Source organism: Mesorhizobium sp. STM 4661 (assembly GCF_000359125.1).
Lineage (GTDB): Bacteria > Pseudomonadota > Alphaproteobacteria > Rhizobiales > Rhizobiaceae > Mesorhizobium.
The window spans coordinates 60,563-81,415 of the sequence record NZ_CAAF010000025.1 but is presented as its reverse complement, the minus strand read 5'-3'; the positions used below and the strand labels follow the sequence as shown (position 1 = coordinate 81,415).

At 60.9% G+C, this 20,853-nt stretch carries 22 protein-coding genes, 1 tRNA gene and 1 pseudogene; 17 read left to right on the top strand and 7 right to left on the bottom strand.

Annotated features, from left to right (window positions below; all coding sequences use genetic code 11):
* Positions 1 to 5: 5 nt before the first annotated feature.
* Positions 6 to 551 carry a lipocalin-like domain-containing protein gene (locus tag MESS4_RS07670; RefSeq protein WP_244441070.1) on the top strand — a complete coding sequence of 182 codons (546 nt, stop codon included), beginning with the start codon at positions 6 to 8 and terminating at the stop codon, positions 549 to 551.
* A 198-nt stretch (positions 552 to 749) separates the two neighbouring features.
* On the opposite strand, the gene MESS4_RS07665 is transcribed toward MESS4_RS07670, so the two are convergent.
* Entirely contained in the window at positions 750 to 1,673 is a 924-nt protein-coding gene (locus MESS4_RS07665; RefSeq protein WP_006328518.1) for a LysR family transcriptional regulator, read from the bottom strand.
* A gap of 177 nt (positions 1,674 to 1,850) precedes the next feature.
* On the opposite strand from MESS4_RS07665, the gene MESS4_RS07660 reads away from it, so the two are divergent.
* The 3 genes from MESS4_RS07660 to MESS4_RS07650 are packed head-to-tail and all read left to right on the top strand — an operon-like array spanning position 1,851 to position 4,587.
* Positions 1,851 to 2,840, top strand: coding sequence for an MBL fold metallo-hydrolase (locus MESS4_RS07660; RefSeq protein ID WP_006328517.1), 990 nt, complete (start codon positions 1,851 to 1,853; stop codon positions 2,838 to 2,840).
* Between the two features lie 30 nt (positions 2,841 to 2,870).
* On the top strand, positions 2,871 to 3,953 hold the full coding sequence (locus MESS4_RS07655; RefSeq protein WP_006328516.1) for an aldo/keto reductase: 1,083 nt from the start codon (positions 2,871 to 2,873) through the stop codon (positions 3,951 to 3,953).
* Positions 3,954 to 4,002: 49 nt separating this feature from the next.
* Entirely contained in the window at positions 4,003 to 4,587 is a 585-nt protein-coding gene (locus MESS4_RS07650; RefSeq protein WP_006328515.1) for an intradiol ring-cleavage dioxygenase, read from the top strand.
* Positions 4,588 to 4,758: 171 nt separating this feature from the next.
* Here MESS4_RS07650 and MESS4_RS34350 read toward each other — a convergent pair.
* Positions 4,759 to 5,036 (bottom strand): annotated as a pseudogene (locus tag MESS4_RS34350) (phospholipid methyltransferase); the annotation flags it as partial.
* A 653-nt stretch (positions 5,037 to 5,689) separates the two neighbouring features.
* On the opposite strand from MESS4_RS34350, the gene MESS4_RS33335 reads away from it, so the two are divergent.
* Both MESS4_RS33335 and MESS4_RS07640 read left to right on the top strand, forming a co-directional pair.
* The gene (locus tag MESS4_RS33335; RefSeq protein ID WP_157385528.1) at positions 5,690 to 6,481 is read left to right on the top strand and encodes a hypothetical protein; all 792 of its coding nucleotides are present in this window, start codon (positions 5,690 to 5,692) and stop codon (positions 6,479 to 6,481) included.
* Positions 6,482 to 6,541: 60 nt separating this feature from the next.
* Positions 6,542 to 6,907: a hypothetical protein gene (locus MESS4_RS07640; protein WP_006328510.1), complete on the top strand. Its 366-nt coding sequence runs from the start codon at positions 6,542 to 6,544 to the stop codon at positions 6,905 to 6,907.
* 402 nt (positions 6,908 to 7,309) lie between these two features.
* Here the strand turns inward: MESS4_RS07640 and MESS4_RS07635 are convergent.
* Positions 7,310 to 7,394: transfer RNA gene (locus MESS4_RS07635), tRNA-Leu, on the bottom strand.
* Positions 7,395 to 7,774: 380 nt separating this feature from the next.
* On the opposite strand from MESS4_RS07635, the gene pstS reads away from it, so the two are divergent.
* The 6 genes from pstS (at position 7,775) to MESS4_RS07605 (ending at position 14,287) form a co-directional block, all read left to right on the top strand.
* A complete protein-coding gene (gene pstS / locus MESS4_RS07630; protein WP_006328505.1) occupies positions 7,775 to 8,893 on the top strand; it encodes a phosphate ABC transporter substrate-binding protein PstS in 1,119 nt (372 codons plus the stop codon).
* A gap of 97 nt (positions 8,894 to 8,990) precedes the next feature.
* The gene (locus tag MESS4_RS07625) at positions 8,991 to 10,718 is read left to right on the top strand and encodes a Na/Pi symporter (RefSeq protein ID WP_006328504.1); all 1,728 of its coding nucleotides are present in this window, start codon (positions 8,991 to 8,993) and stop codon (positions 10,716 to 10,718) included.
* Positions 10,719 to 10,841: 123 nt separating this feature from the next.
* The gene (locus MESS4_RS07620) at positions 10,842 to 11,831 is read left to right on the top strand and encodes a DUF808 domain-containing protein (protein ID WP_006328503.1); all 990 of its coding nucleotides are present in this window, start codon (positions 10,842 to 10,844) and stop codon (positions 11,829 to 11,831) included.
* A 38-nt stretch (positions 11,832 to 11,869) separates the two neighbouring features.
* Positions 11,870 to 12,862 carry a magnesium transporter CorA family protein gene (locus tag MESS4_RS07615; protein WP_006328502.1) on the top strand — a complete coding sequence of 331 codons (993 nt, stop codon included), beginning with the start codon at positions 11,870 to 11,872 and terminating at the stop codon, positions 12,860 to 12,862.
* 230 nt (positions 12,863 to 13,092) lie between these two features.
* Positions 13,093 to 13,680, top strand: coding sequence for a YqaA family protein (locus tag MESS4_RS07610; protein ID WP_006328501.1), 588 nt, complete (start codon positions 13,093 to 13,095; stop codon positions 13,678 to 13,680).
* Between the two features lie 88 nt (positions 13,681 to 13,768).
* Positions 13,769 to 14,287 (top strand): disulfide bond formation protein B, encoded by a 519-nt coding sequence (locus tag MESS4_RS07605; RefSeq protein ID WP_006328500.1) that lies wholly within the window; start codon positions 13,769 to 13,771, stop codon positions 14,285 to 14,287.
* Positions 14,288 to 14,308: 21 nt separating this feature from the next.
* Here MESS4_RS07605 and MESS4_RS31850 read toward each other — a convergent pair whose 3' ends face one another.
* The 3 genes from MESS4_RS31850 to MESS4_RS07590 all read right to left on the bottom strand — a co-directional run bounded on the left by MESS4_RS31850 (position 14,309) and on the right by MESS4_RS07590 (position 16,242).
* The gene (locus MESS4_RS31850) at positions 14,309 to 14,767 is read right to left on the bottom strand and encodes a hypothetical protein (protein WP_006328498.1); all 459 of its coding nucleotides are present in this window, start codon (positions 14,765 to 14,767) and stop codon (positions 14,309 to 14,311) included.
* Between the two features lie 146 nt (positions 14,768 to 14,913).
* On the bottom strand, positions 14,914 to 15,471 hold the full coding sequence (locus tag MESS4_RS07595) for an HNH endonuclease (protein WP_006328497.1): 558 nt from the start codon (positions 15,469 to 15,471) through the stop codon (positions 14,914 to 14,916).
* 129 nt (positions 15,472 to 15,600) lie between these two features.
* Positions 15,601 to 16,242 (bottom strand): DNA-3-methyladenine glycosylase, encoded by a 642-nt coding sequence (locus MESS4_RS07590; protein WP_006328496.1) that lies wholly within the window; start codon positions 16,240 to 16,242, stop codon positions 15,601 to 15,603.
* Between the two features lie 92 nt (positions 16,243 to 16,334).
* Here MESS4_RS07590 and gluQRS point away from each other — a divergent pair, with 92 nt between their 5' ends.
* Together gluQRS and MESS4_RS07580 are read left to right on the top strand one after the other, a co-directional pair.
* Positions 16,335 to 17,210: a tRNA glutamyl-Q(34) synthetase GluQRS gene (gene gluQRS, locus MESS4_RS07585; RefSeq protein WP_006328495.1), complete on the top strand. Its 876-nt coding sequence runs from the start codon at positions 16,335 to 16,337 to the stop codon at positions 17,208 to 17,210.
* A 150-nt stretch (positions 17,211 to 17,360) separates the two neighbouring features.
* On the top strand, positions 17,361 to 18,260 hold the full coding sequence (locus MESS4_RS07580) for an EamA family transporter (RefSeq protein ID WP_006328492.1): 900 nt from the start codon (positions 17,361 to 17,363) through the stop codon (positions 18,258 to 18,260).
* On the opposite strand, the gene MESS4_RS07575 is transcribed toward MESS4_RS07580, so the two are convergent.
* On the bottom strand, positions 18,230 to 19,090 hold the full coding sequence (locus tag MESS4_RS07575) for a YihY/virulence factor BrkB family protein (RefSeq protein WP_006328491.1): 861 nt from the start codon (positions 19,088 to 19,090) through the stop codon (positions 18,230 to 18,232). The genes MESS4_RS07580 and MESS4_RS07575 overlap by 31 nt on opposite strands.
* A gap of 48 nt (positions 19,091 to 19,138) precedes the next feature.
* Here MESS4_RS07575 and MESS4_RS07570 point away from each other — a divergent pair, with 48 nt between their 5' ends.
* From MESS4_RS07570 to MESS4_RS07560, 3 genes are read left to right on the top strand one after another with little or no spacing between them, the layout of a single operon-like run.
* Positions 19,139 to 20,005 carry an SDR family oxidoreductase gene (locus tag MESS4_RS07570; RefSeq protein WP_006328489.1) on the top strand — a complete coding sequence of 289 codons (867 nt, stop codon included), beginning with the start codon at positions 19,139 to 19,141 and terminating at the stop codon, positions 20,003 to 20,005.
* Between the two features lie 24 nt (positions 20,006 to 20,029).
* Entirely contained in the window at positions 20,030 to 20,221 is a 192-nt protein-coding gene (locus MESS4_RS07565) for a twin transmembrane helix small protein (protein WP_006328481.1), read from the top strand.
* Between the two features lie 28 nt (positions 20,222 to 20,249).
* Positions 20,250 to 20,831: a cob(I)yrinic acid a,c-diamide adenosyltransferase gene (locus MESS4_RS07560; protein ID WP_006328480.1), complete on the top strand. Its 582-nt coding sequence runs from the start codon at positions 20,250 to 20,252 to the stop codon at positions 20,829 to 20,831.
* The last annotated feature ends 22 nt before the right edge of the window (positions 20,832 to 20,853 follow it).

Sequence of the window (20,853 nt, the reverse complement as noted above, 5' to 3'; positions counted from 1 at the left end):
CGGCGATGACAGCTCAAGCGCGCCAAACGCCACCATTTGTAAAGGACAAGATCATGCTCATCCGATCAGCGGTTTTCGCTCTCGCCATCAGTCTCCCCTCTCTTCCGGCATTCGCGCAAACGGCGGCGGAAAACCAGGTGGTGGGAACGTGGCGGATGGTGTCGGCGACGATCGATCCAGAGGGTCAGAACATTCCTGCCTACGGGGAGCGCCCCAACAGTCTTTTGATCTTCACGCCTGACATGCATTTCGCGGCAGTCCTGACGGATGCCGACACTCAACGCTTTGCTTCCAATGCGCGCGGTGAAGGTACCGACGACGAGAACCGGACGGCCATGTCACGCAGCATTGGCTTCTTCGGAACTTACACCGTCGACGGAAATGGGGAATTCAGCCGCAACAGGGTTGAAGGCGCGACATTCCCGAATTGGATCGGAAGTACCCGCACCCGCGAGCAACTCACCTTTACTGTCGAAGGCGACCGGATGACGGAACAATTCCAGCGCCCGGAAGGCACGAGGATCGAGATCGAGTGGCAGCGCATAAAGTGAGGTCATCGAAATCTGCCCGTTAAAGAATCGGCTGACCGCGCGCTGACGTGGTTCCCCACCCCACGACTATGCTTCGCGCCGAAAAGGACAGGTAGAAGAATTCGAGTTCCTATGATCCTCCCATGCGTTTTTCCATAGGAGTATCGATTGGCACGTTCAGCGCATTTGGCCAAAAGCTAAACAATCCAGCGGACCGCCCTAAGTTTCAGACTGGCGTTCCGGGTGATCGACCCATTCGTAGGTCCTCACATGATTGAGGAATGCTCGCATGGCGGCGCTGGGAAGACGACGACTGGGATAATATAGAAACCAACTGGGCAGGGTCGGGCTCCAATCCGCGAGAACCTCGATCAACCTGCCTGCGTCGAGGTGCGGCTTGGCATATTCGTCAAATACATGGGCTATACCCCTGCCGGCTAAGGACGCTTGTAGCTCGTTATGCGCCGAACTGAGCGTAAGACGTCCCTCCGGGGTGATGTCCATCTCGTCGTTTCCCTTGTGGAACCTCCATGACACCAGCGTGCCCCCCGGAAACCTGCGCCGTATGCAGTCGTGCTGGACGAGATCATGCGGTGTCAGCGGTCGCCCATTTCGTCCGATATAGTCCGGTGAAGCCACGATCACGTATCGCAGCGGCAGACCCAGTGGAATTGCGATCATATCTTTCGCCAACTGCTTGCCGAACCGCACACCGGCGTCGAAAGCGTGCTCCACGATATCGATCACCGCAGCGTCACTGATGAGTTCAATTTTGACCACTGGGTAGGTTTCCATGAAGTCGAACGCGAGGGGACATAGAAGATGATCGACGGCGGGAGCCGGCGCATTGATCCGCAACGTTCCCGATGGACTGTCCCTCAGCTCATCGACCTCGGCGATCGCAAGCTGGATGTCACTCAACGCCGGAGTCAGGCGATCAAGGAGGCGCTGCCCTGCCTCCGTCGGCGATACGCTCCTCGTCGTTCGATTGAGGAGTCGAATCCCAAGCGTCTCTTCCAAGGCATTGATCGTTTGGCTCAAGGCCGATGACGAGACGCCCCGCTCGAGCGCCGCTGCGCGAAAGCCACCACAGCGTACAATCGCCGCGAACACATCGAAACTGTCCAAACGAATTGGGCTCATTGCAAAGCTAGCCTAACCAAGCTGATAACATTTGCCCATCTTATCAGCGCAATGATGTCGTGTCATGATCGATCTGTAGTCAACTGTCTCGCTCTGTTCGCCGTCCTTTTACCGGTCACATTCATAGTCTCGCGGCTGGATGCGGGGAGCGGGGGACCAATTGTGAAGGGAATACCGATGAATGCGTTCACTATAAACAGACGCGCTGTCATGCTGTCGGCTGTCGTCGGCGCATCAGGCATGTTCCTTGCGGGCGGTGGCGGTATCGCGAATGCCCAGGCGATGATGACACCCGCGAGCGGAAACGCGGGTCACTACCGCTTCCGTATCGGCGAGATCAGAGCGACGGTCCTGAGCGACGGCGTTATCGGCGGCCCGCCCAGGGTTTATGCGAGCGACGCCCCCGAGGCGGAGCTTCAGGAAGTACTGCGGCGCGCATTCCTGCCGACCGATCACATGACGCTCAACCTGAATACCCTTCTGATCGAAACCGGCGGACGGCGGATTCTCATCGAGGCCGGCGCCGGCGGTACGATGGGTCCGAATGGCGGCCGGATTTTCGAAAACCTGGCGGCGATCGGGCTCGGTCCCGCGGACATCGATACGATCGTGATCTCGCACACCCATCCCGACCATGTCGGCAACCTCAGAACCGCGGACGGCGGCAAGGCTTTCCCCCGCGCCACCGTCTTCCTGCCGAAGGCGGACTGGGATTTCTTCGTCCGCACCGATCCGGATCTGTCCTACATGCCCGTTCCGGAAGATTTTCGCTTGCGCTTCGCCGCAGCCATCAAGAGCAGCCTCGAACCGGTCATGAACGATGTCGAGCTCTACGAAGCCGGCGCCGAGATCGTGCCGGGCCTCACGACGATCGTTGCATCCGGCCACACCCCGGGCATGGCGACCTTCCTCGTCCATTCCGGAAATGATCAGTTGTTGCTGACGGCTGACCTCGCCTACCACCCTGTCGTCAACGTCGACAATCCCTGGCGTCCCGGCCCCGATCGAGACAAGGAAACCGCGCTGGCCTCTCGCCGGCGCATCTTCGACAGGGCGGCCGCCGATCGCATTCCGGTGCTGGGCTTCCATTTTCCCTTTCCGGGCCTCGGCCGGATGCTCGAGACCGATGGCGTCTACGCCTGGGTCCCTGCCGGCTGGCAGTTTTGAAATCGACAATTGCGAAACAGGAGACATCTCATGGACCAGTCGAAGATCAACCGACGCGGTTTTCTCGGAACGGTTGGCGCGGCCGCAACGGGGCTGGCTCTGGCCGCCCCCACCACCGCCCAGGCTCAGGATGCAAATTCAGCGTCGTCAGCGGCGGGATCGAACCCGGATGTGCTGACCCGTGCATTGCCACGCACCGGTGAAAAGGTGACCGCCCTCGGTCTGGGCACGTTTTTGACCTTCGACAGGAAGCCGGGTGATCGTCGCGATGATCTCCGGCAGGTCTTCGAGAGGTACATCGCTGCTGGCGGTCGCGTGGTCGACACATCGCCTCTTTATGGCTCGGCCGAAGTCAGCGTCGGCCAGTTCATGGGCGAGTTTTCCGGATCGGACGAGCTCTTCCTCGCCAACAAGATCTGGGCCACGGGAGAATATCTCGGCGATGAAAGCCACGCCGAGGAAAGCTTCAGACAGTCGCGATTGCGCACCTGGCGCGACACGATCAATCTCATGCAGTGCCACAGCATCACCAATGCGCCTGTCGTCATCCCGCTGATGAAGGCATGGCAGCAGGAAGGCCTGATACGCCATGTCGGCGTAACCCACCACGAGTCGGCGGCGCAAGACCAACTGACGGCCATCGTGGAACGCGGCGACGTCGACTTCGTCCAGACGAACTACTCGATCTTCAATCGCGACGCCGAGCGGCGCCTGCTTCCGGCCGCGGCCGACAAGGGCGTGAGCGTACTCATCAATTTGCCCCTCGAAAAGGCGCGGCTGATGAAGGTGGTGGAGGGACATTCACTTCCGGATTTCGCGCAGGAGTTCGGGGCGACGAGTTGGGCCCAGTTCTTCCTGAAATGGGTCATGGCGCATCCCGCGGTCACGAGCGTTCTGTGCGGCACGTCGAATCCCGATCACATGAGCGACAACGTCCAGGCGATGGCCGGCCCGCTTCCGGACGAACGCATGCGCAGACGCATGGTCGCCCACATGGAAACGATCCCCGGTTTCGCCTCCATCGCCTCCATGCCGTGGTATCCCGGCAAGGAGAAGATGTACTCCGGTCTGATCAGGGAAGCGCAGGCGAACGCCTCCAGGCGGTTGCAATAAATCAACGGCAATCGCCTCTGCACCAACAGTTCCAAACAGGGAGAACATCATGTCCCCGACCCGACGCTCTCTTCTGACAGCTTTTCTGTCGCTGCCTCTCATTGATGCCGCCAATATGAGCGCGTTCGCGCAAGCCGCCCCGGAACTGCCTCTGACCCAGGCATGCGATGATGGGGATGGTCTCACCCTTGAACGAGAAGCCGGTCCCTTCTTCAAGCCTAACACGCCGCTCAACCGTGATCTCTATCCCGGTTCGCCTGATGGCGAACGGATAACCGTTGCGGGGTTTGTCTTCGACAGGCGCTGCCATCCGTTGCCCGGCAGCCTTATCGAGATTTGGCATGCTGACGAAAACGGTGAATACGACCGTGAAGGATTTCGCCTGCGCGGACACCAGTTTACCGACGTACAGGGCCGCTGGTGGTTCAACACGGTCGTGCCGGCGCTTTATCCCGGCCGCACCCGTCATTTCCACTTCAAGGTTCAACGTCCCGGCGGAAGCGTCCTCACCACCCAACTCTATTTCCCCGGCGAGCCGGGAAACGCGGGAGATCGGATCTTCCACGAATCTCTGCTTCTTGACATGAAGGAAACGGGCGACGGGCTATTTGGACAGTTCGACTTCGTCGTCTGAGTGACCAATCGAATGGCTGTACAAGCAGCACCGTCTTGGATGTTGGTATCGAGCAGCAGCAGAAAAAGAGAACCTAGGCCAAGTCCTGGGCCAATATCAGCGATCGTATCCCTTGATCACTGTCTTCGTCGCGACAGCTATGAGCATCCCCTCGGGCGTTTTCATTTCTGTTTAGAGCACGGCGCATTTTCGTCTTTTCCGGTGTCGAATGCGATTGACCGTAGCCGTGGAATATTTGCGAATGTGGCCAACATAAGTAGTTTTGAAACCCAAGCGGTCGAGCAGAGGCCTCGATATCGGGTACCGGGGCCATAAGTGAACTGGTAGAATGCGCCATCGGTGCGCAGGTGCGCGAACGCTCCCTCCAAGATCGAAAGAACTTTTCTGGGCTGCATCGAGAGGAGCGCCAGGCCGCTAATGACGGGCCCTGCTGGCCTGCCGTTGAAGAGAACGACGTCTTGCAGTCTCGAGTGCAGGCCGTTCGTCCGATGCCAGTCGCGCCGCCGAGCGCGAGACGGTCGATCTGTGTGGGTTCATCCCGCACGATCAAAACCGGAATCAGGGACTTTACATCGGGAACATCTTAGAGGATGCTAAAATACGCTGGTAGCATCTATGGGTCCCTGTGACTTTTGCGCAAATCGTGCAGCGCTTGAAGACTTGTTTTCACGCGAAAAGAATAATCATGGGCGCCACGCTACTTTTGTGCGTCTGAACAAGCCCGTTTTTCGACAGTTGACGGGGTACGATGGCGATGACGACGCGTCGATCGATAACAATAATATAAGCGCATTCAACTGCAGATTGAAAACAAGCGGAAACGCTATCTGCCCACTCATATTAGCAACCGCTTATTGTCTTTATTCAACTAGCGAGGGGCGCTGTGCAACAAAGAAATTCTTAATCTTCACCGCCGGCAGCGTGGCCACAACCATCCCGTAAGGCACGGCGCTCCGTTCGGCATCGACGTCGTCATCGCCGCGCTGAGCCGTCGCCGTAAGCACGCTCACCCGGAAGAGAACGGGAGACTAGAACCAAACCAGGAGGGGAAAGTGGGACGCACCGGAATAGAGACATTGATACTACAGAGGGGGGAAAGGTCATGAAACGTACAATAGGGCTAGTCGTCGCCCTAACTATGTCGACGATTCATCAATTGTACGCCCAAGATGCCTTCAACGACGGTCGGTACTGCCAACAGAACCCGGCGGCATGTCGCGCTTCTCCCCCATCATCAGGCGGCGCCAATGTTTATGTCCCTTCCGTACCGAGCGGCGGGGGTGGTGGCGGCGGGTTGGACGCCGGTGAGGCAGCCCTCATCGGTGTGGGAATTGGCCTATTGGGTCAAGTAATCCAACAGGCAACTAAGAACCCACAACCTCGTCAGCCATCGCAGTCCACGCAGGGCAAATGGCGCCCGACCATGCCGCACACGCGGCCGACGACTTACGCGCCAATCCAGCCGTCAGCCGAGGAACTCAGACTGCGGCAGATCGACGCTCTCCGCCGACAGCAAGTCAAACAACAGATTGAGGCCGAGAACGCTGCGAAGCTCGTGGCCGACAGCACGACATGGGGCAAGTTCAAGAAGAACGTCGGTTGGACGACTGATGACACGCGGGAAGTGCAGAAGGGCGTCGCCAAAGGGATGGCCAACAACGCCGCCAAGCGCACCTTAGGTGCTTGGGTCAACGACACGTTCGGAAGCGGTACCGCCGAGACGCAGGACTTATCAGACAAGGCAGCCGACGCCATGCTGAACCTCAAGCAAGGTATCTGGGGCGTCGGTGAGCGTGTGGGAAACACGCGAGATGCTCTTCAGAAAGATATACAGAAGTGGCTGGACGAAGGGGTCATCAACCCGATCAAGGACTTCAAGGTGAAGGAAGACTAACAGTAACCCAGCAGAGGGGAAGGCACGCTATCACACGCGACCACGGAGGGGAATACCAAAATGAAGAAGACTCTCGCCGCACTCGTTGCGCTCGCTGGTTGTTCAACAACCAGCGGCGGCACGGGCACCGACGCCATCGTCACCAGCACAATCAAGGACTACCGCAGTTGTACCGTGAAGACCATGGCGCAGCACCTGAGCAGCCCCAAACCCGTCAACATCAATGCAACCGTGGACCTCGCTTGCGGCGGTTACATGGACAAGTTCGGTGCGGAACTCAAGCAGGCCGGCGTCAAGCCCGCACAGGTGACTGTGTACCAGAGCCAACTGCGTACAACGACCATGAAATACTCGACCGCCGCTATCACGGCGATCATGTACCAAGAATACCAGAAACAACAGGACGGGAAGAAGAAATCTTCATAGGAGAGGAGTCCTGCCGCATCGTTCGGAACCCGTCATTCCCTTGACGGCGGCGGCCAAGCTGTGAACCCTTGGAACTGATGCCGACGGAACTGCCCAAGGGAGTATCGCCAGACCGCGACAGGCACGGGAACGTGCGCTTGTATTTTCGCGCGACTGGCCGGCCGAAGGTCAGGCTGACGGAGATCCCCGGCACGAAGGTATTCGACACCGAGGTGGCATGCGCGCGGCTCGGAGTTCCACCAAGAAGGCTAGGCGCAAGCTGATCGCGGGTCGCGCTGCCCATAAACTGCTCTTTACGGCAAAACAAAAAATGGACGAAACTGTCCCACCGGAATCGCAGGTTGAAAAAAGTGGGGCAAACAGGCGAAAAATTGAATAAGATCAGCGCCTGAAAAAATGGAATGGTGCCCCTAGCCGGGATCGAACCAGCACTCCTTGCGGAACTCGATTTTGAGTCGAGCGCGTCTACCAATTCCGCCATAGGGGCTCAGGCCGGGCGGCCTGGATGGGCGCGGACTATACGGTTGGAGGCCTGTTCGTCAACTGGCCAATTCGCGACGGCCGCGAGGCTGGCGCATGATCTCCAAGTCAGGCCCGTTTTTTGCCACGCTGGCTGCTTCATTCGATCTGAAAGGTTTCCCGGCGACAGTGGGCGGCAAAGCGCATCCGACTGGAAAGCCCTGACGCCTGAAAGATCGGGTCGCAGCGATCCCTGTCATCCAATCGTTAAGAAAAGTTAATAAGAAATAGGAGCGATCTTGTCCTCTTTGGCTGGAGGCCTACGTCGCCGGGGATATGATCTACTGATTTTTTCACTGAAATTCGCAGTTATTCAAGTATTTACTATCGTATAAGCGGGGTAAAACGATGTTTTCAGGAAACCCGACAAGTATTGCGTCATCGCGCAGCGCATGGCCGAAGCCCGCTGGCGGCGTCATCGCCCTTGCCGTTGCTTTGGCCGTTGCCTTGATCGGCCCCGCTGCCCGGGCCGAGCCCATTCGCGGCGCCGGATCGACCCTGGCCGCGCCGGTCATCGCCAAATGGGCAACGGCATACAAGAATGCGCGCGCCGATGGCGGCGACTTCTTCACGCTGGACTGGAGCGTCGACTATGAGCCGGTCGGCTCGCTTGCGGGCCTTATGCGGCTCAAGCAGCCCGAACTGGATTTCGCCGCCACCGATGTTCCGGTGCCGCCGAGCGACCTCGCCAAGAACGGCCAGCAGCAATTTCCGATCGTCATGGGTGGCATCGCGGTGGTCACCAATCTGGACGGCCTGCCGGAGCAAGGCCTGCGCCTGTCCGGTCCCGTGATCGCCGACATCTATCTCGGCAAGATCAAGTCCTGGTCCGATCCGGCGATCCAGGCGCTCAATCCCGACACACCCATTGCGGATCTCGCCATCAGCGTCATCCATCGGCAGGACGGCTCGGGCTCGACCCATGTCTTCACCGAGTTCCTCTCGTCCAGCAGCGAGGAATGGAAGACGAAGCTCGGCGCCGACACGCTGATCGAGTGGCCGCTTGGGACTGGCGCCGAAGGCACACAGGCTCTCATTCGTGCCGTCTCGGCGACCAAGGGGGCGATCGCCTATGCCGAATACGGCCAGGTGCTTCGCGCCGGCCTCCCCTTCGCGGCGGTCCAGAACAAATCCGGCAATTTCGTCAAGCCGGATCCCGCGGGCGTGCAAGCGGCGGCGACTTCCGTCGCCTGGGGGGAAACGACCGATTTCTTCGCCTCCCTGACCGATCGCGGCGGAGATGCCGCCTATCCGATCAGCACGGCGGTGTTCGCGGTGGTCCAGGTTTCGGGGCGTTCGGAGCATCGCTATCGCCGCGTGCATGACCTTTTCAGGCTGGCCTTCACGCAGGGCGCAGGCGACGCCTCAGCACTCGGCTACGTGCCGTTGCCGAAAGCGCTCGTCGACCAGATCGAGCAGTACTGGGCAGGACAAGCGGCAGGGCAAGCACCTGTTGTCGCAAACTGAGGGCGAACGAAGGGCCAAGGCTCGGTGCCTGGCCACTTCGCACAGCAACTGAACTTCGTGCCGCGTCGCAATGGCGACTTGTTGGGGATAGCGTGAAATGGACATAGATATCTTCAAGGACATCCTCGTGCCGGTGATCGGCGGATTGGGCATTTTCATGCTCGGTCTGGACTTCATGGCAAATGGCATCCAGGCGCTCTCGGTCAACCGGATGCGCGATTTTCTCGCCAAGGCGGCGGGAACGCCGATCAAGGGCGTGCTGGCGGGAACGCTGATCACAGGCGTCATCCAGTCGTCGACCGCGATGAGCGTCATGGTGGTCGGCTTGGTCAATGCCGGCGTCATCGCCTTGCGGCCGGCGATCAGCGTGATCATGGGCGCCAACATCGGCACCACGCTCGGCAACGGACTTATCGCCCTGCCGCTCGGTCCGCTCGGATTGATCCTGGCCGGCATATTCTCGCTGGTCTATTGCTTCGCCAAAAGCGAAAAGGTGAAGAACATAGCGCTCGCCTGCATGGGCTTCGCGCTGATCTTCTACGGCCTGAACCTGATGACCGGTGGTCTGCGCCCGCTGCGCAACCTGCCCGAAGTCATGTCGCTGCTGCAAACCCTCAAGGCTGATTCCTTCCTCAACCTTCTCAAATGCGTGTTCATCGCCGCTGGCGTCACCGCCATGATCCACTCGTCCTCGGCGACGATCGGCATTGTGATGGGCCTTGGCGCGGCCGGCATTCTCGACTGGACGACCGCCGTCGCCTTCTCGCTCGGCGCCGATCTCGGCACCACGATCACCTCGTGGATGGCCTCGCTCAATCTTTCGAAGAACGCCAAGCGGACCGCGTATGCGCACATATCGTTCAACATCATAGGCGTTTGCATCACCATCCCGCTGTTCTTCGTCTCCATCCAGGTCCTGGAATGGGCCATGCAGTTCTTCGGCGGCGATCCGGCCGTTGCGGTGATGGTCGACGGCAAGGAGACCTTTCCCCTGGTGCCGGTCGCGGTCGGTCTCTACTCGACCTTCTTCAACGTCTTCAACACAGCGTTGCTGTTCCCGTTCATCGGTGTGTTCGAGCGGGTACTGTCGCGTGTCGGCCACACGGATGCCGATGACGCGGAAGATTTCTCGACGCCGAAATTCCTCGACCGCAAGCTGGCCAACGACTTTGCAATGGCCATTCCCGCCGTGCAGCAGGAGACGGCCCGCCACCTGCAGGCCGGTGCGATGTTCCTCGATATCGCACGCGGATCGAAGAAAGCGCCGTCCGATCCCGGCGAGCACTATCTCGCAACCGATATTCTCAGCCGCGACATCCGTGCCTACACGGCTTCGCTGATGAAGGAAGACCTGCCTTACGAGCAGCTCGATCTGATCGCCAGCCTGATCGAGGAAGCGGACTTCACGGCTGCCTTGACGGAATCGATGCACCAGGTGGCCCGGCGCGTCAAACGCGAGAAGTTCAGCAGTCCGGCGCAAGCCATCGTCGAGGCCGCGCTGAACAAGCTCGATGCCTCGCTGCGTGAGATCTTGCCGGATTACGGCATTGCCAACCCGCGAATGCCGGCCGGCCATGTCAGCTTCCCGGAGGTCGAGGAGTTGCGTGCCCGCACGCTGGCGCTCGGACCGAATGCTGGGGCGGCTGAACGCGGCACGATCCTGGCCCTGCTCGGTTCGATCGAGCGGGCGGAAATCCTGATCCGCCGCATCGACGCCGAGCGCAAATCCGTCAACCGGCAGAGCGTGCTTGCCCGTGCGTCGGCCCGCAAGGACAAGCCGCGTCCGATCGGAGACGCCGGCCTCAGCCCGGTCCCGGCCGAATAACGGCCAAAGGCAGCGGAACAAACGACCCGAACGGCATCGCCATCTTGCGATGCCGTTCTCTTTCCAGTCACGCAATGACACGCTCCTTACGCATGATCTGCAACACAGCTGAGTGACGGGTCCATGAGTGTCGGTCTGATCGCCCTTCTCGATGATGTCGCGGCTCTGGCGAAGGTCGCCGCGGCATCGCTGGACGACATCGCCGGCCAGGCCGCCAAGGCAGGCGCCAAGGCGGCCGGCGTGGTCATCGACGACGCCGCCGTCACGCCGCGCTACGTCACCGGTTTCGCGGCGGCGCGCGAATTGCCGATCATTCGCAAGATCGCTTTCGGCTCGCTCAAGAACAAGCTTTTGATCCTGCTGCCGGTTGCGCTCGCGCTCAGCCTGCTGGTGCCGCAAGCCATCACGCCGCTGCTGATGATCGGCGGCGTCTATCTCTGCTACGAAGGCGTCGAAAAGATCTACGAACTCGTCGTGCCGCATGCCGCGCACAAGCATGAGGCCGAACTCGGCTCGATCGATCCCAGCGCGCAATCCTTCGAAGACCAGAAGGTGGCAAGCGCGATCAAGACGGACTTCATCCTCTCGGCCGAGATCATGGCCATCACGCTGGGTTCGGTTCCCGACAGCGGCTTCGTGACGCAAGCCGTCATTCTGGCGGTCGTCGGCGTGGCAATCACGCTTGCGGTCTATGGCGCGGTCGCGCTCATCGTCAAGGCCGACGATCTCGGTCTGGCGATGGCCGGTATGACGTCAACCTCGCCGACCGGCGTGCTGGTGCGCGGCACCGGGCGGATACTCGTTCTCGGCATGCCCTATTTTCTCAAGGGGCTCGGCATCATCGGGACCGCGGCGATGATCTGGGTCGGCGGCGGCATCGTCATGCACGGCTTCGAGACCTATGGTTTCGGGGGCCTGAGCCATCTCATCGACGCCGCCGCCGAGATGGCGGCGCACAGCCTTCCCGCGGCCGGCGGAGCGATCAAATGGCTGGTCGAGGCAACGGGCGCCGGCCTGGCTGGAATTGCAATCGGGCTCCTCACCATCCCTGCGATCAGCTACTGCATCTCGCCGATATGGCGCCGGTTCAGGCACAGAGCGCGCCCTGCCTGACGGCTCCAGGGACCGACAGCGAAACAGCGGGAAGCATCATGATCCAAGCCTACAGCGTCAACGACCATACTTTGGTATGCACTCCGCTTTCCGCTGGCGCCGCGTTGCCGCCCAACACGATCTGGATCGACATGTTCGAGCCGACCGTCGAAGAGGATTCGCATGTGGAGTCTCTCGCAGGCGTATCGATCCCGACACGTGACGAGATGCGCAGCATAGAAGATTCGAGCAGGCTGTATTCGGAAAACCATGCGCTCTATCTCACAGTGCCGGTGCTGTTTGCAGCCGGGGCGGATACACCTGGCATCGCGCCAGTTACCTTCGTGGCCACACAAGAACATCTCGTGACCGTGCGCTATTCGCAACCGCTGCCATTCACGCTTTACGCAGCGCGCGCGGCCAAAGCCGGCAACGACCTCGTCTTCGAGAAATGCGATCCGCTGACGATCTTCTTCGGCCTCATCGAATCGGTCACCGACCGCATCGCCGAACTGCTTGAGAATGTCGCACAGCGCCTCGATGCCGAGTCAACCCGGCTCATTTCCGGTTCCGGCATCGAAAAGCCGATATCGACCAAGGAATTCCGGGCCGGGCTCAAACTGATCGCCAAGGAAGGCGACTTCCTGTCCAAGATCCGGGAGAGCCTCGCGGGATTCGGGCGTTTGTTGGCCTATCTCCAGTCGTCGTCCGCTGTGACCACCGATCACCCATCCCATACGACATGGCTCAAATCGCTTGAGCGCGACGTGCAGTCGCTGAACGATCATCTGTCCTACCTCGCCGAGCGCACCGTGTTCCTGCTCGATACGGTGGTGGGCCTTGTCTCGGTCGAGCAGAACGGGATCATCAAGATCTTTTCGGTGGCTGCCGTGGTCTTCCTGCCGCCGACGCTGGTCGCGTCGATCTACGGAATGAACTTCACGCACATGCCCGAACTCGAATGGCTGCTCGGCTATCCGTGGGCGATCGGCGTGATGCTCCTGTCGGCCATCCTGCCGCTGTTCTATTTCCGGTCGCGCGGCTGGCTCTGAGACCACGCCGGGGTCATGGTCTAGCAAGGGATGGAACCCCATCCCGGTTCTATCGGGCGTGCCGAAGGGCCGATACCATCTTTCGTCTTCGTGAAGCTCCAGCCATTGTGCGGCGCGGAAAATCTTTCTAGACAGACGGCGCATTGGAGCGCGCTGCGTCTGAAGAGACGATGCGACGCGCTTTGGGTCTTGGTTTTATGCACCTTTAGCGACGTGCATTAGGAGTGCCGATGCTTCGCGGACTTTACGACTGGACGTTGTCGCTGGCGGCAAGGAAATCCGCCGAATGGTGGCTGGCCTTCATCGCTTTCGTCGAAAGCTCGGTGTTCCTGGTGCCGGCCGACGTGCTCTATCTGCCCATGGCGCTGTCGCGGCCGGATCGCGCCTATCGCTACGCGCTGATCGCGACAGTGGCATCCGTGCTGGGCGGCATCGCCGGCTGGTTCATCGGCCACTACGCCTATGACGCCGTGGCAAAGCCGATCCTCGAATTCTACGGCAAGTATGACGAGTTCGAGCAACTGCGCACCTCGTCGGGCGTCGGCTTCATCGTCCTGATGCTGATCACCTCGGGCCTAGCCCATCTGCCGCCGATCAAGGTGGTGACCATCCTGTCCGGCGTCATCGGCGTCAATCTGCTGCTGTTCATTGTGCTTGCGATTGTTGCCCGCGGCGCTCGTTTTCTGTTTCTCGCCTGGCTGTTGCGCCGTTATGGCGAGCCGATCCGCGAATTCATCGAAAAGCGTCTTGGCCTGATCGCGAGCGCCGCCGCCGCCGCCCTCATTTTGCTCTATATAACAGTCAAATACGCCTTCTGATGCATGTCGCCCAAAAGTGTGCAGCGGTTTTTGGGACAACGACATGCATGGGCAAGAAGCGGCGTGGGCGAACCAGGATAGAAGATCGATGACAGCGACCGTCAATCCCGACACCGGACGTCAACGCATGCGAGCGGCCTTGTTTCTCGCCGTCGCCATGGCCGCCACCGTCGGCTCGGCGCTGGCCTTCCAGTATCTCGGCGGCTACATCCCTTGCCATCTCTGCCTGGCGCAGCGCGCCCCTTACTATATCGGCGTGCCGCTGATGTTGTTGGCGGTGCTTGCCTCGGCTCTCAGCGCACCGGCATGGCTGACGCGTGGCCTGCTGGCCATTGGCGGCCTGCTGATGCTCTATGGCCTTTATCTCGGCGTCTATCACTCGGGCGTCGAATGGGCATGGTGGCAAGGACCAACCGACTGCACCGCGGGCGCCGGCCCTGTCGACACCGGCGGCAAGGGCGTGCTTGACGCGCTCGACAAATTCGTCCCGCCCTCCTGCGACAAGGCGGCGCTGCGTATCCTCGGCCTGTCGCTGGCCGGCTGGAACGCCATCGCCAGTTTTGTGCTTGCCGTCGTCGCTTTCCGCAGTGCCTTCGCCCGGGATTGAGCCGAAGCGAGACCGGACAATTCAAGTGCTTCGGAGCGCCCTTTTCGCCGCTTCGGGGTGGTCCACGCGACCGATGAACCGGCGGGCACGTGGGATAGGATCATACAAATATTGATCCGGGCCCAACATTTTGCGCTGGTTCAGTTCGGCTGTATCCAGCAAATCGAAATCAACTCTCTCGATGGTGCAACCCCACCCAACGCTATGCAAGGTCCACCCCTTTCTGTGATGTTCCAGGAGTCGACTGCGGTCGCAATAGCCGTGATAATCGAAGGCGACGGCACCGTTCGTCACATAGATATGGTTCCCGGAAAAATCCTCGTCCGGGACGATGCGCTCTGCATAAAACCCTTCAAGAGGGCGGAGTTCAAGGAAAGTCCCAGCAAGGATATGGCACGCACCATGACCGAAGAAGATACGGTCTGGTAGCGTCCACCGTTTTTGCGGATTTTTCTTGATGCCGTGTTTCAGGATATACATGCCGTAGCCAAAACCGTGAGCACCGGCCTACGCCGGCCGTAGCCTTAACCACCACACCACGACCGCTCATGAGTGCTTCGGCCGGCGAAGGCCGGAAGCGCGGAAAATGGCTTCAGGCGGCCAGCCTCCCGAATTATCGAACGATCTCAAGGTTCCAGTTCGACATCCCAGTAGAGATAATCCATCCAGCTTTCATGCAGATGGTTGGGCGGGAACAGGCGGCCGTTGTTGTGCAGGTCGTGCACCGTCGGCTGGAAGGGCTTCTGCAGCGGCCACATTTTGGCATGCGCCGGCATCATGCCGCCTTTCCTCAGATTGCAGGGCGAGCAGGCGGCAACGACATTCTCCCATGTCGTCGCGCCGCCGCGATGGCGGGGGATGACGTGGTCGAAGGTCAGATCCTCCGGCGTGCCGCAATACTGGCACTGGAAACGGTCGCGCAGAAAGACGTTGAACCGGGTGAAAGCGGGATGCCTCGACGGCTTCACATAGGCCTTCAGGCTGACAACGCTCGGCAGCTTCATCGAGAAGGTCGGCGACGACACGGCATGCTCATATTCGGCAACGATGTTCACCCGGTCGAGGAACACCGCCTTGATGGCGTCCTGCCACGACCAGAGCGACAGAGGATAATAGCTGAGCGGACGGTAATCCGCATTCAGCACCAGTGCAGGAAGCCCATCCGGAGATACGGCAACCGTCACGTGTTGATCCTCCTTGGTTTCAGAACCGATCGGCGCGGATACTGTAAGCCCGACATGACAGGGATGTGAAGCGGATTGTCGCTCGCCCAAAGTGTCAAAAACGGCTGATTTCAATGCTTTTTTGCGATTTCAGGCGGGCGGCGCGGCATCCCTGCCCCTTGTTTCGCGATAGTAAGCCCAGAAAAGCCGTGATGCGACACCTCGCCACGGGCTCCATGATTCGGCGATCTGGATCAGCGTTTTCTCCGGCGGACGCGGGTCGATGCCAAGCGCGTGGCCGACCGCGCTCTGCAGGGCAACGTCGCGCGCCGGGAAAACATCGGGATGGCCAGCGGCGAACAGCAAATAGACTTCCGCCGTCCACGGCCCGATGCCCGGCACCGCCGTCATCGCCGCGATCGCTTCGGGGGCGTCGAGCGAACAGAGATGGTAGAGGTCGAGCCCGTCGACCACCGCCTGGGCAACCGCGATCAGGCCCCGCTGTTTCGGTCGCGACAGCCCGGCCTCGCGAAAGACGTCCTCGCCGGCGGCGAGGATGGCTTGTGGCGTCAGCGGATCGACGAGCTTTGTCAGCCGCCCGAAAATGGCGTCGGCGCTGGCGCGCGACACTTGCTGTGAAACGACGATCGAGGCAAGGCTGCGAAAGCCGGGCTCGGACAGCCGAAGCGGCACCTCGCCGGCCATGCCGCGCACTCTTTCCAGGCGCGGATCGATCAGGCAAAGCGCATCGAGTCCTTGCGCAATGTCGTCAAGATTGGCGATGCGTTGCATGAATGCGTGTTCCCGGCGCAAAGTGGCTGACGTAACCAGGCACAAGCTAGCAACCGGCGAAAGTGCCTGACAATCCGATTGCCGCCTGAGAGATGACACTCCTGACATTCCGCTTCGCGCCGAGCCCGAATGGCGAACTGCATCTCGGTCACGCCTATTCGGCGCTGCTCAACCAGCAAATGGCAAAGGCGGCCGGCGGGCGCCTGTTGCTGCGCATCGAGGACATCGACACGACACGCTGCACTCCGGAATTCGAGGCCGGCATCCATCGCGACCTGAAATGGCTCGGACTTGGCTGGGAAGAGCCGGTGCGCCGTCAGTCCGGGCATTTCGCGGACTATCAGGCGGTGCTCGACCGGCTGATCGGGCAAGATCTTGTCTACCCGGCCTTCATGAGCAGAAGTGAGATCAGGGCCTTCATTGCCGACAGCGAAAAGCGCGGCCGCGACTGGCCGCGCGACCCGGACGGCGTGCCGCTTTATCCCGCCGCCGACAAGGCACTGCCGGTGAAGGAGCGCAAGCGACGGATTGCCGAGAATGCACTTTTCGCCTGGCGGCTGGACGTCGATGCCGCGATGGCGCATGTCGGCAAGCACCTGTCATGGGCCGAATTTGCGGACGGAACGCTTTCCGCAACGCGACAAATCGAGGCCAGGCCGCAGGATTGGGGCGACGTGATCGTGGCGCGCCGCGACATCCCGACCAGCTATCATCTCGCCGTTGTCGTCGACGACGCGCTGCAAGACGTCAGCCATGTCGTGCGGGGCAAGGACCTCTATGCCGCGACCAGCGTGCAGCGCCTGCTTCAGGAAGTGCTTGGCCTGCCGCAGCCGGCCTATTTCCACCATCGTCTCGTCCTTGGCCCGGATGGACGAAAACTGTCGAAGAGCCTTGGCGACACCGGCCTTGCCGCCTTGCGCGAGGCCGGCGCATCGCCGGACGATGTCAGAAAATTGGTCGGGCTCTGATCCCCAGTGAGGCCGGGGAACAGCCTGTCTAATACGCCGCTCGTTGAATTCCTGTGATGCATGGATCAACCGTTTCGTTTTGCGCCTCGGGTTGAACCGCATTAGAGCATCGCCGGGTCAACTCTCACCAAGCGCGGCAGCCTCCGGACAATGCACAGCGTCAAGCGGTTCATCCCCGCCACTTTCGTCGTCCTTTGGGCCACAGGCTTTATCGGCGCGCGATACGCCATGCCGTGGGCGGAACCCTTCACCTTCCTGGCCTCACGCTTCGTTCTGGCAGCGATCCTGTTGGTTGCCTTGATGGTCGTGCTGAGCTCAAAGAGAGCCACCCGAACGGAGGCCCTGCACGCCACCGGCGCCGGCATCCTGATGCATGGCGTCTATCTCGGCGGCGTGTTCTGGGCGATCCACAGGGGCATGCCCGCCGGGGTGTCGGCCCTGATCGTCGGCTTGCAGCCGCTGATCACCGCCGTGCTCGCGGGCAAGTTTCTTGGCGAGGCCATCTTGCCGCGCCATTGGCTCGGTCTCGGCATCGGCCTGGTCGGGGTGATCATTGTTCTGTGGCCGAAGCTTGGCGCGATTGGCGGCGGCGTGACGCCCGAGACATTGGCTGCCTCGCTGGTCTCGGTGCTTGGCATGAGCGCCGGCACGATCTGGCAGAAGCGCTTTGCCTCCGGCGGCGATCTGGTGGCGGCCACCATGTGGCAATATGTCGGCGGCGCATCGCTGATGGCCCTGGCCTCGCTCGCCTTCGAAACGCGCACGGTCGTCGTCAATGGCGAGCTGATCTTCGCCATGGCATGGCTGGTGCTGGTGCTGTCGATCGGCGCCATCTTCCTTTTGATGATGATGATCCGCGATGGCGAAATGTCGAAAGTCGCCTCGCTTTTCTATCTGGTTCCGGCTGTCACCGCGCTCATGGCCTGGGCGCTGTTTGGCGAACATCTGAACCTTGTCCAGATCGTCGGCATGGCGATCACGACGTTCGGCGTCGGGCTGGCGACCGCTCAGCCAACCACTCAGCCAACCCGGGCGCGCGCCTCGAGATAGCGGCTGATCGCTGCGTTAAGCTCACCGCCGAGGATAAAGATCGCCGAGACGATATAGAGGAAGACGACCGCGATCATGATCGAGGCAAGCCCGGCATAGGTCGTCACATAGGACGAGAAATGGTCGAGATAGGTGGCGAAGATGGTTGAGCCGATGAGCCATGCGGCCAGCGTGAAGATGATGCCCGGGACGATCGAGACGAAGCGGCGCTTGCCCGCCGGCAACCAGAAATGCACCGCGAACAGCCCGCCGACGATGACGGCGGAAGCGATGACGTAACGCCACAGCGTGATCGTTCCCATATAGGGCTTTATCCACTCGAAATTGGCTTCGGCCAGTCGCGCCAGCAATGGCGCCAAGACCAGAAGCAGGCTGATCGCCAGGAACCCTGCGGTGGCGATCAGCACGAAGGCGATGCTCTGCACCCGGCGGTAGATGATGCCGCGCGTTTCCGAGACGCGATAGGCGCGGTTGAGCGAGGTGCGCAGCGCCTCGATGCCGTTCGAGGCAAAGAAAGCGGCGAGCACGACGCCGTAAGTCAACAGGTCGGTGCGCCGGATGGTAAGCACGTTGAGCACTTCGCGGGCGATCGGCTTGGCGATCTGCTCCGGCCAGGTGTCGAAGACGATATGCACGGCGGTGTCGGCGAAAGCCTGCGCACCGAAAAAACTGGCCAGCGTCGTGGCGAAGATCAGAAACGGAAACAGCGCCATCAGCGCCGTGATCGCCAGATGGCTGGCCATCGCCCAGCCGTCATCGGTGTTGAAATGGCCAAGCGCGTCATAGAGCACGCGGCGCAGGGCGACAATCTTCCGCAACAAGAACCGCATTCCCTTCGATTGTCTCGACGCCGCGAATATGGGAAGGGATTGCGGCAAATGGCAACCCTTGGTCGAACCACGAATTCCACAGCGGAAGAGTTGCGCACCATCATCGTCACCGGCGCCTCTTCCGGGATAGGCGCTTATTGCGCCCGCGCGCTGAAGGCGGACGGCTGGCGGGTGTTCGCGACGGCGCGCCAGCCGGACGATATCGCTGCCCTCGAAGCCGCAGGCATCGAGGCCTTCTATCTGGACTACCGCGAAGCCGGATCGATCGAGGCCCTGGTGGCATCGGTGCTGGAGCGCACAGGCGGACGGCTCGATGCCCTGTTCAACAATGGCGCCTATGGACAGCCTGGCGCCGTTGAGGACCTGCCGGTCGCAGCGCTTAGGGAGCAATTCGAGGCCAATGTCTTCGGCTGGCATGACCTCACCCGCCGTGTCATGCCGGTGATGCGCCGCCAGGGCCATGGCCGTCTCGTTCATTGCTCCTCGATCCTCGGGCTGACACCGCTGCGCTTTCGCGGCGCCTATGCGGCATCCAAGCATGCGATCGAAGGGCTGATGCTGTGCATGCATCAGGAGCTGCAGGGCAGCGGCATCCATGTCTCGCTGATCGAGCCGGGACCGGTGACATCGAAGATCGCCAGCAACGGGCTTGTTTGGTTTTTGAAGAATATCGACTATGAGAACTCCGTCCACCGCCTCGCCTACAAGGCGCAACTGGAGCGGCTGCGTGCCGGCGGCAGCACGTCGCGCCTGAAGCCCGGTCCGGAAGTGGTCTATGCTGCCCTGCGCCATGCGCTTCTGTCGCGGCGCCCGCGTCCGCACTATGTGGTAACAGTGCCGGCCAGGATCGGCGTGATCCTCAAACGCATCCTGCCGGCATCGATGCTCTACCGCCTGCTTGCCAAACGCGCCTGAACGCAATCGAACTGGAAACACACTATGGCAACCGTCTTCAATGTCCTCGCCGTTCTCGTCATGGTCGCCGTGGTGATCGTGCTGATCCGCGGCCTCATCAACATGATGCGCGGCGGCGACGGCGTGACCTCCAACAAGCTGATGCAGGCGCGCGTGCTGTTGCAGTTCGTGGCATTGGTGTTCATCATGCTGGCCGTTTGGTTCACCCGCAAATAAGGCGACCGGCGAGTTCGGGAGGCAGGGCGTGGTCAAGCTCAACAAGATCTACACCCGCACCGGCGACGACGGCACCACTGGCCTCGGCACCGGCGAACGGCGGCTGAAATCCGATCCGCGTGTCGAGGCCTACGGTACGGTTGACGAGGCCAATGCCTGTATCGGCATGGCCCGCCTCCATACCGCAACAGCGCATCCGTCGATCGACGCCATGCTTTCCCGCATCCAGAACGACCTTTTCGACCTCGGCGCCGATCTGGCGGTGCCCGACGACGGCAAGCCGCTCGGTTATGATCCGCTGCGCATCGTAGCCTCGCAGACCGACCGTGTCGAAAAGGACATCGACCTTCTCAACAAGCAGCTTGAGCCGCTCAAATCCTTCGTGCTTAACGGCGGCACGCCGGCCGCGGCCGCCCTTCACCTCGCCCGCACGGTGGCGCGGCGCGCCGAGCGCATCATGGTGGCGTTGGCCCAGGATCCACGCGAGCACGTCAACCGCGAGGGGATAAAATACATCAACCGCGTCTCGGACTTTCTGTTCGTGGCCGCACGCGCGGTCAATGACAATGGAAACGCCGACGTGCTATGGATTCCCGGCAAGAACCGCTGAATTTCGCCAAAAAGCGGGAGGA

Excerpts from the sequence above, each read along its gene's own strand:
- MESS4_RS07610 (WP_006328501.1), top strand. The coding sequence starts at position 13,093 with ATGCTTCGCGGACTTTACGACTGGACGTTGTCGCTGGCGGCAAGGAAA.
- MESS4_RS07640 (WP_006328510.1), top strand. The coding sequence starts at position 6,542 with ATGAAGAAGACTCTCGCCGCACTCGTTGCGCTCGCTGGTTGTTCAACA.
- MESS4_RS07625 (WP_006328504.1), top strand. The coding sequence starts at position 8,991 with ATGGACATAGATATCTTCAAGGACATCCTCGTGCCGGTGATCGGCGGA.
- MESS4_RS07590 (WP_006328496.1), bottom strand. The coding sequence starts at position 16,242 with ATGCAACGCATCGCCAATCTTGACGACATTGCGCAAGGACTCGATGCG.
- MESS4_RS07575 (WP_006328491.1), bottom strand. The coding sequence starts at position 19,090 with ATGCGGTTCTTGTTGCGGAAGATTGTCGCCCTGCGCCGCGTGCTCTAT.
- MESS4_RS07660 (WP_006328517.1), top strand. The coding sequence starts at position 1,851 with ATGAATGCGTTCACTATAAACAGACGCGCTGTCATGCTGTCGGCTGTC.
- gluQRS (WP_006328495.1), top strand. The coding sequence starts at position 16,335 with ATGACACTCCTGACATTCCGCTTCGCGCCGAGCCCGAATGGCGAACTG.
- MESS4_RS33335 (WP_157385528.1), top strand. The coding sequence starts at position 5,690 with ATGAAACGTACAATAGGGCTAGTCGTCGCCCTAACTATGTCGACGATT.
- MESS4_RS07665 (WP_006328518.1), bottom strand. The coding sequence starts at position 1,673 with ATGAGCCCAATTCGTTTGGACAGTTTCGATGTGTTCGCGGCGATTGTA.
- MESS4_RS07580 (WP_006328492.1), top strand. The coding sequence starts at position 17,361 with ATGCACAGCGTCAAGCGGTTCATCCCCGCCACTTTCGTCGTCCTTTGG.
- MESS4_RS07615 (WP_006328502.1), top strand. The coding sequence starts at position 11,870 with ATGATCCAAGCCTACAGCGTCAACGACCATACTTTGGTATGCACTCCG.
- MESS4_RS07650 (WP_006328515.1), top strand. The coding sequence starts at position 4,003 with ATGTCCCCGACCCGACGCTCTCTTCTGACAGCTTTTCTGTCGCTGCCT.
- MESS4_RS07620 (WP_006328503.1), top strand. The coding sequence starts at position 10,842 with ATGAGTGTCGGTCTGATCGCCCTTCTCGATGATGTCGCGGCTCTGGCG.
- MESS4_RS07670 (WP_244441070.1), top strand. The coding sequence starts at position 6 with ATGACAGCTCAAGCGCGCCAAACGCCACCATTTGTAAAGGACAAGATC.
- MESS4_RS07570 (WP_006328489.1), top strand. The coding sequence starts at position 19,139 with ATGGCAACCCTTGGTCGAACCACGAATTCCACAGCGGAAGAGTTGCGC.
- pstS (WP_006328505.1), top strand. The coding sequence starts at position 7,775 with ATGTTTTCAGGAAACCCGACAAGTATTGCGTCATCGCGCAGCGCATGG.
- MESS4_RS07605 (WP_006328500.1), top strand. The coding sequence starts at position 13,769 with ATGACAGCGACCGTCAATCCCGACACCGGACGTCAACGCATGCGAGCG.
- MESS4_RS07565 (WP_006328481.1), top strand. The coding sequence starts at position 20,030 with ATGGCAACCGTCTTCAATGTCCTCGCCGTTCTCGTCATGGTCGCCGTG.
- MESS4_RS31850 (WP_006328498.1), bottom strand. The coding sequence starts at position 14,767 with ATGTATATCCTGAAACACGGCATCAAGAAAAATCCGCAAAAACGGTGG.
- MESS4_RS07655 (WP_006328516.1), top strand. The coding sequence starts at position 2,871 with ATGGACCAGTCGAAGATCAACCGACGCGGTTTTCTCGGAACGGTTGGC.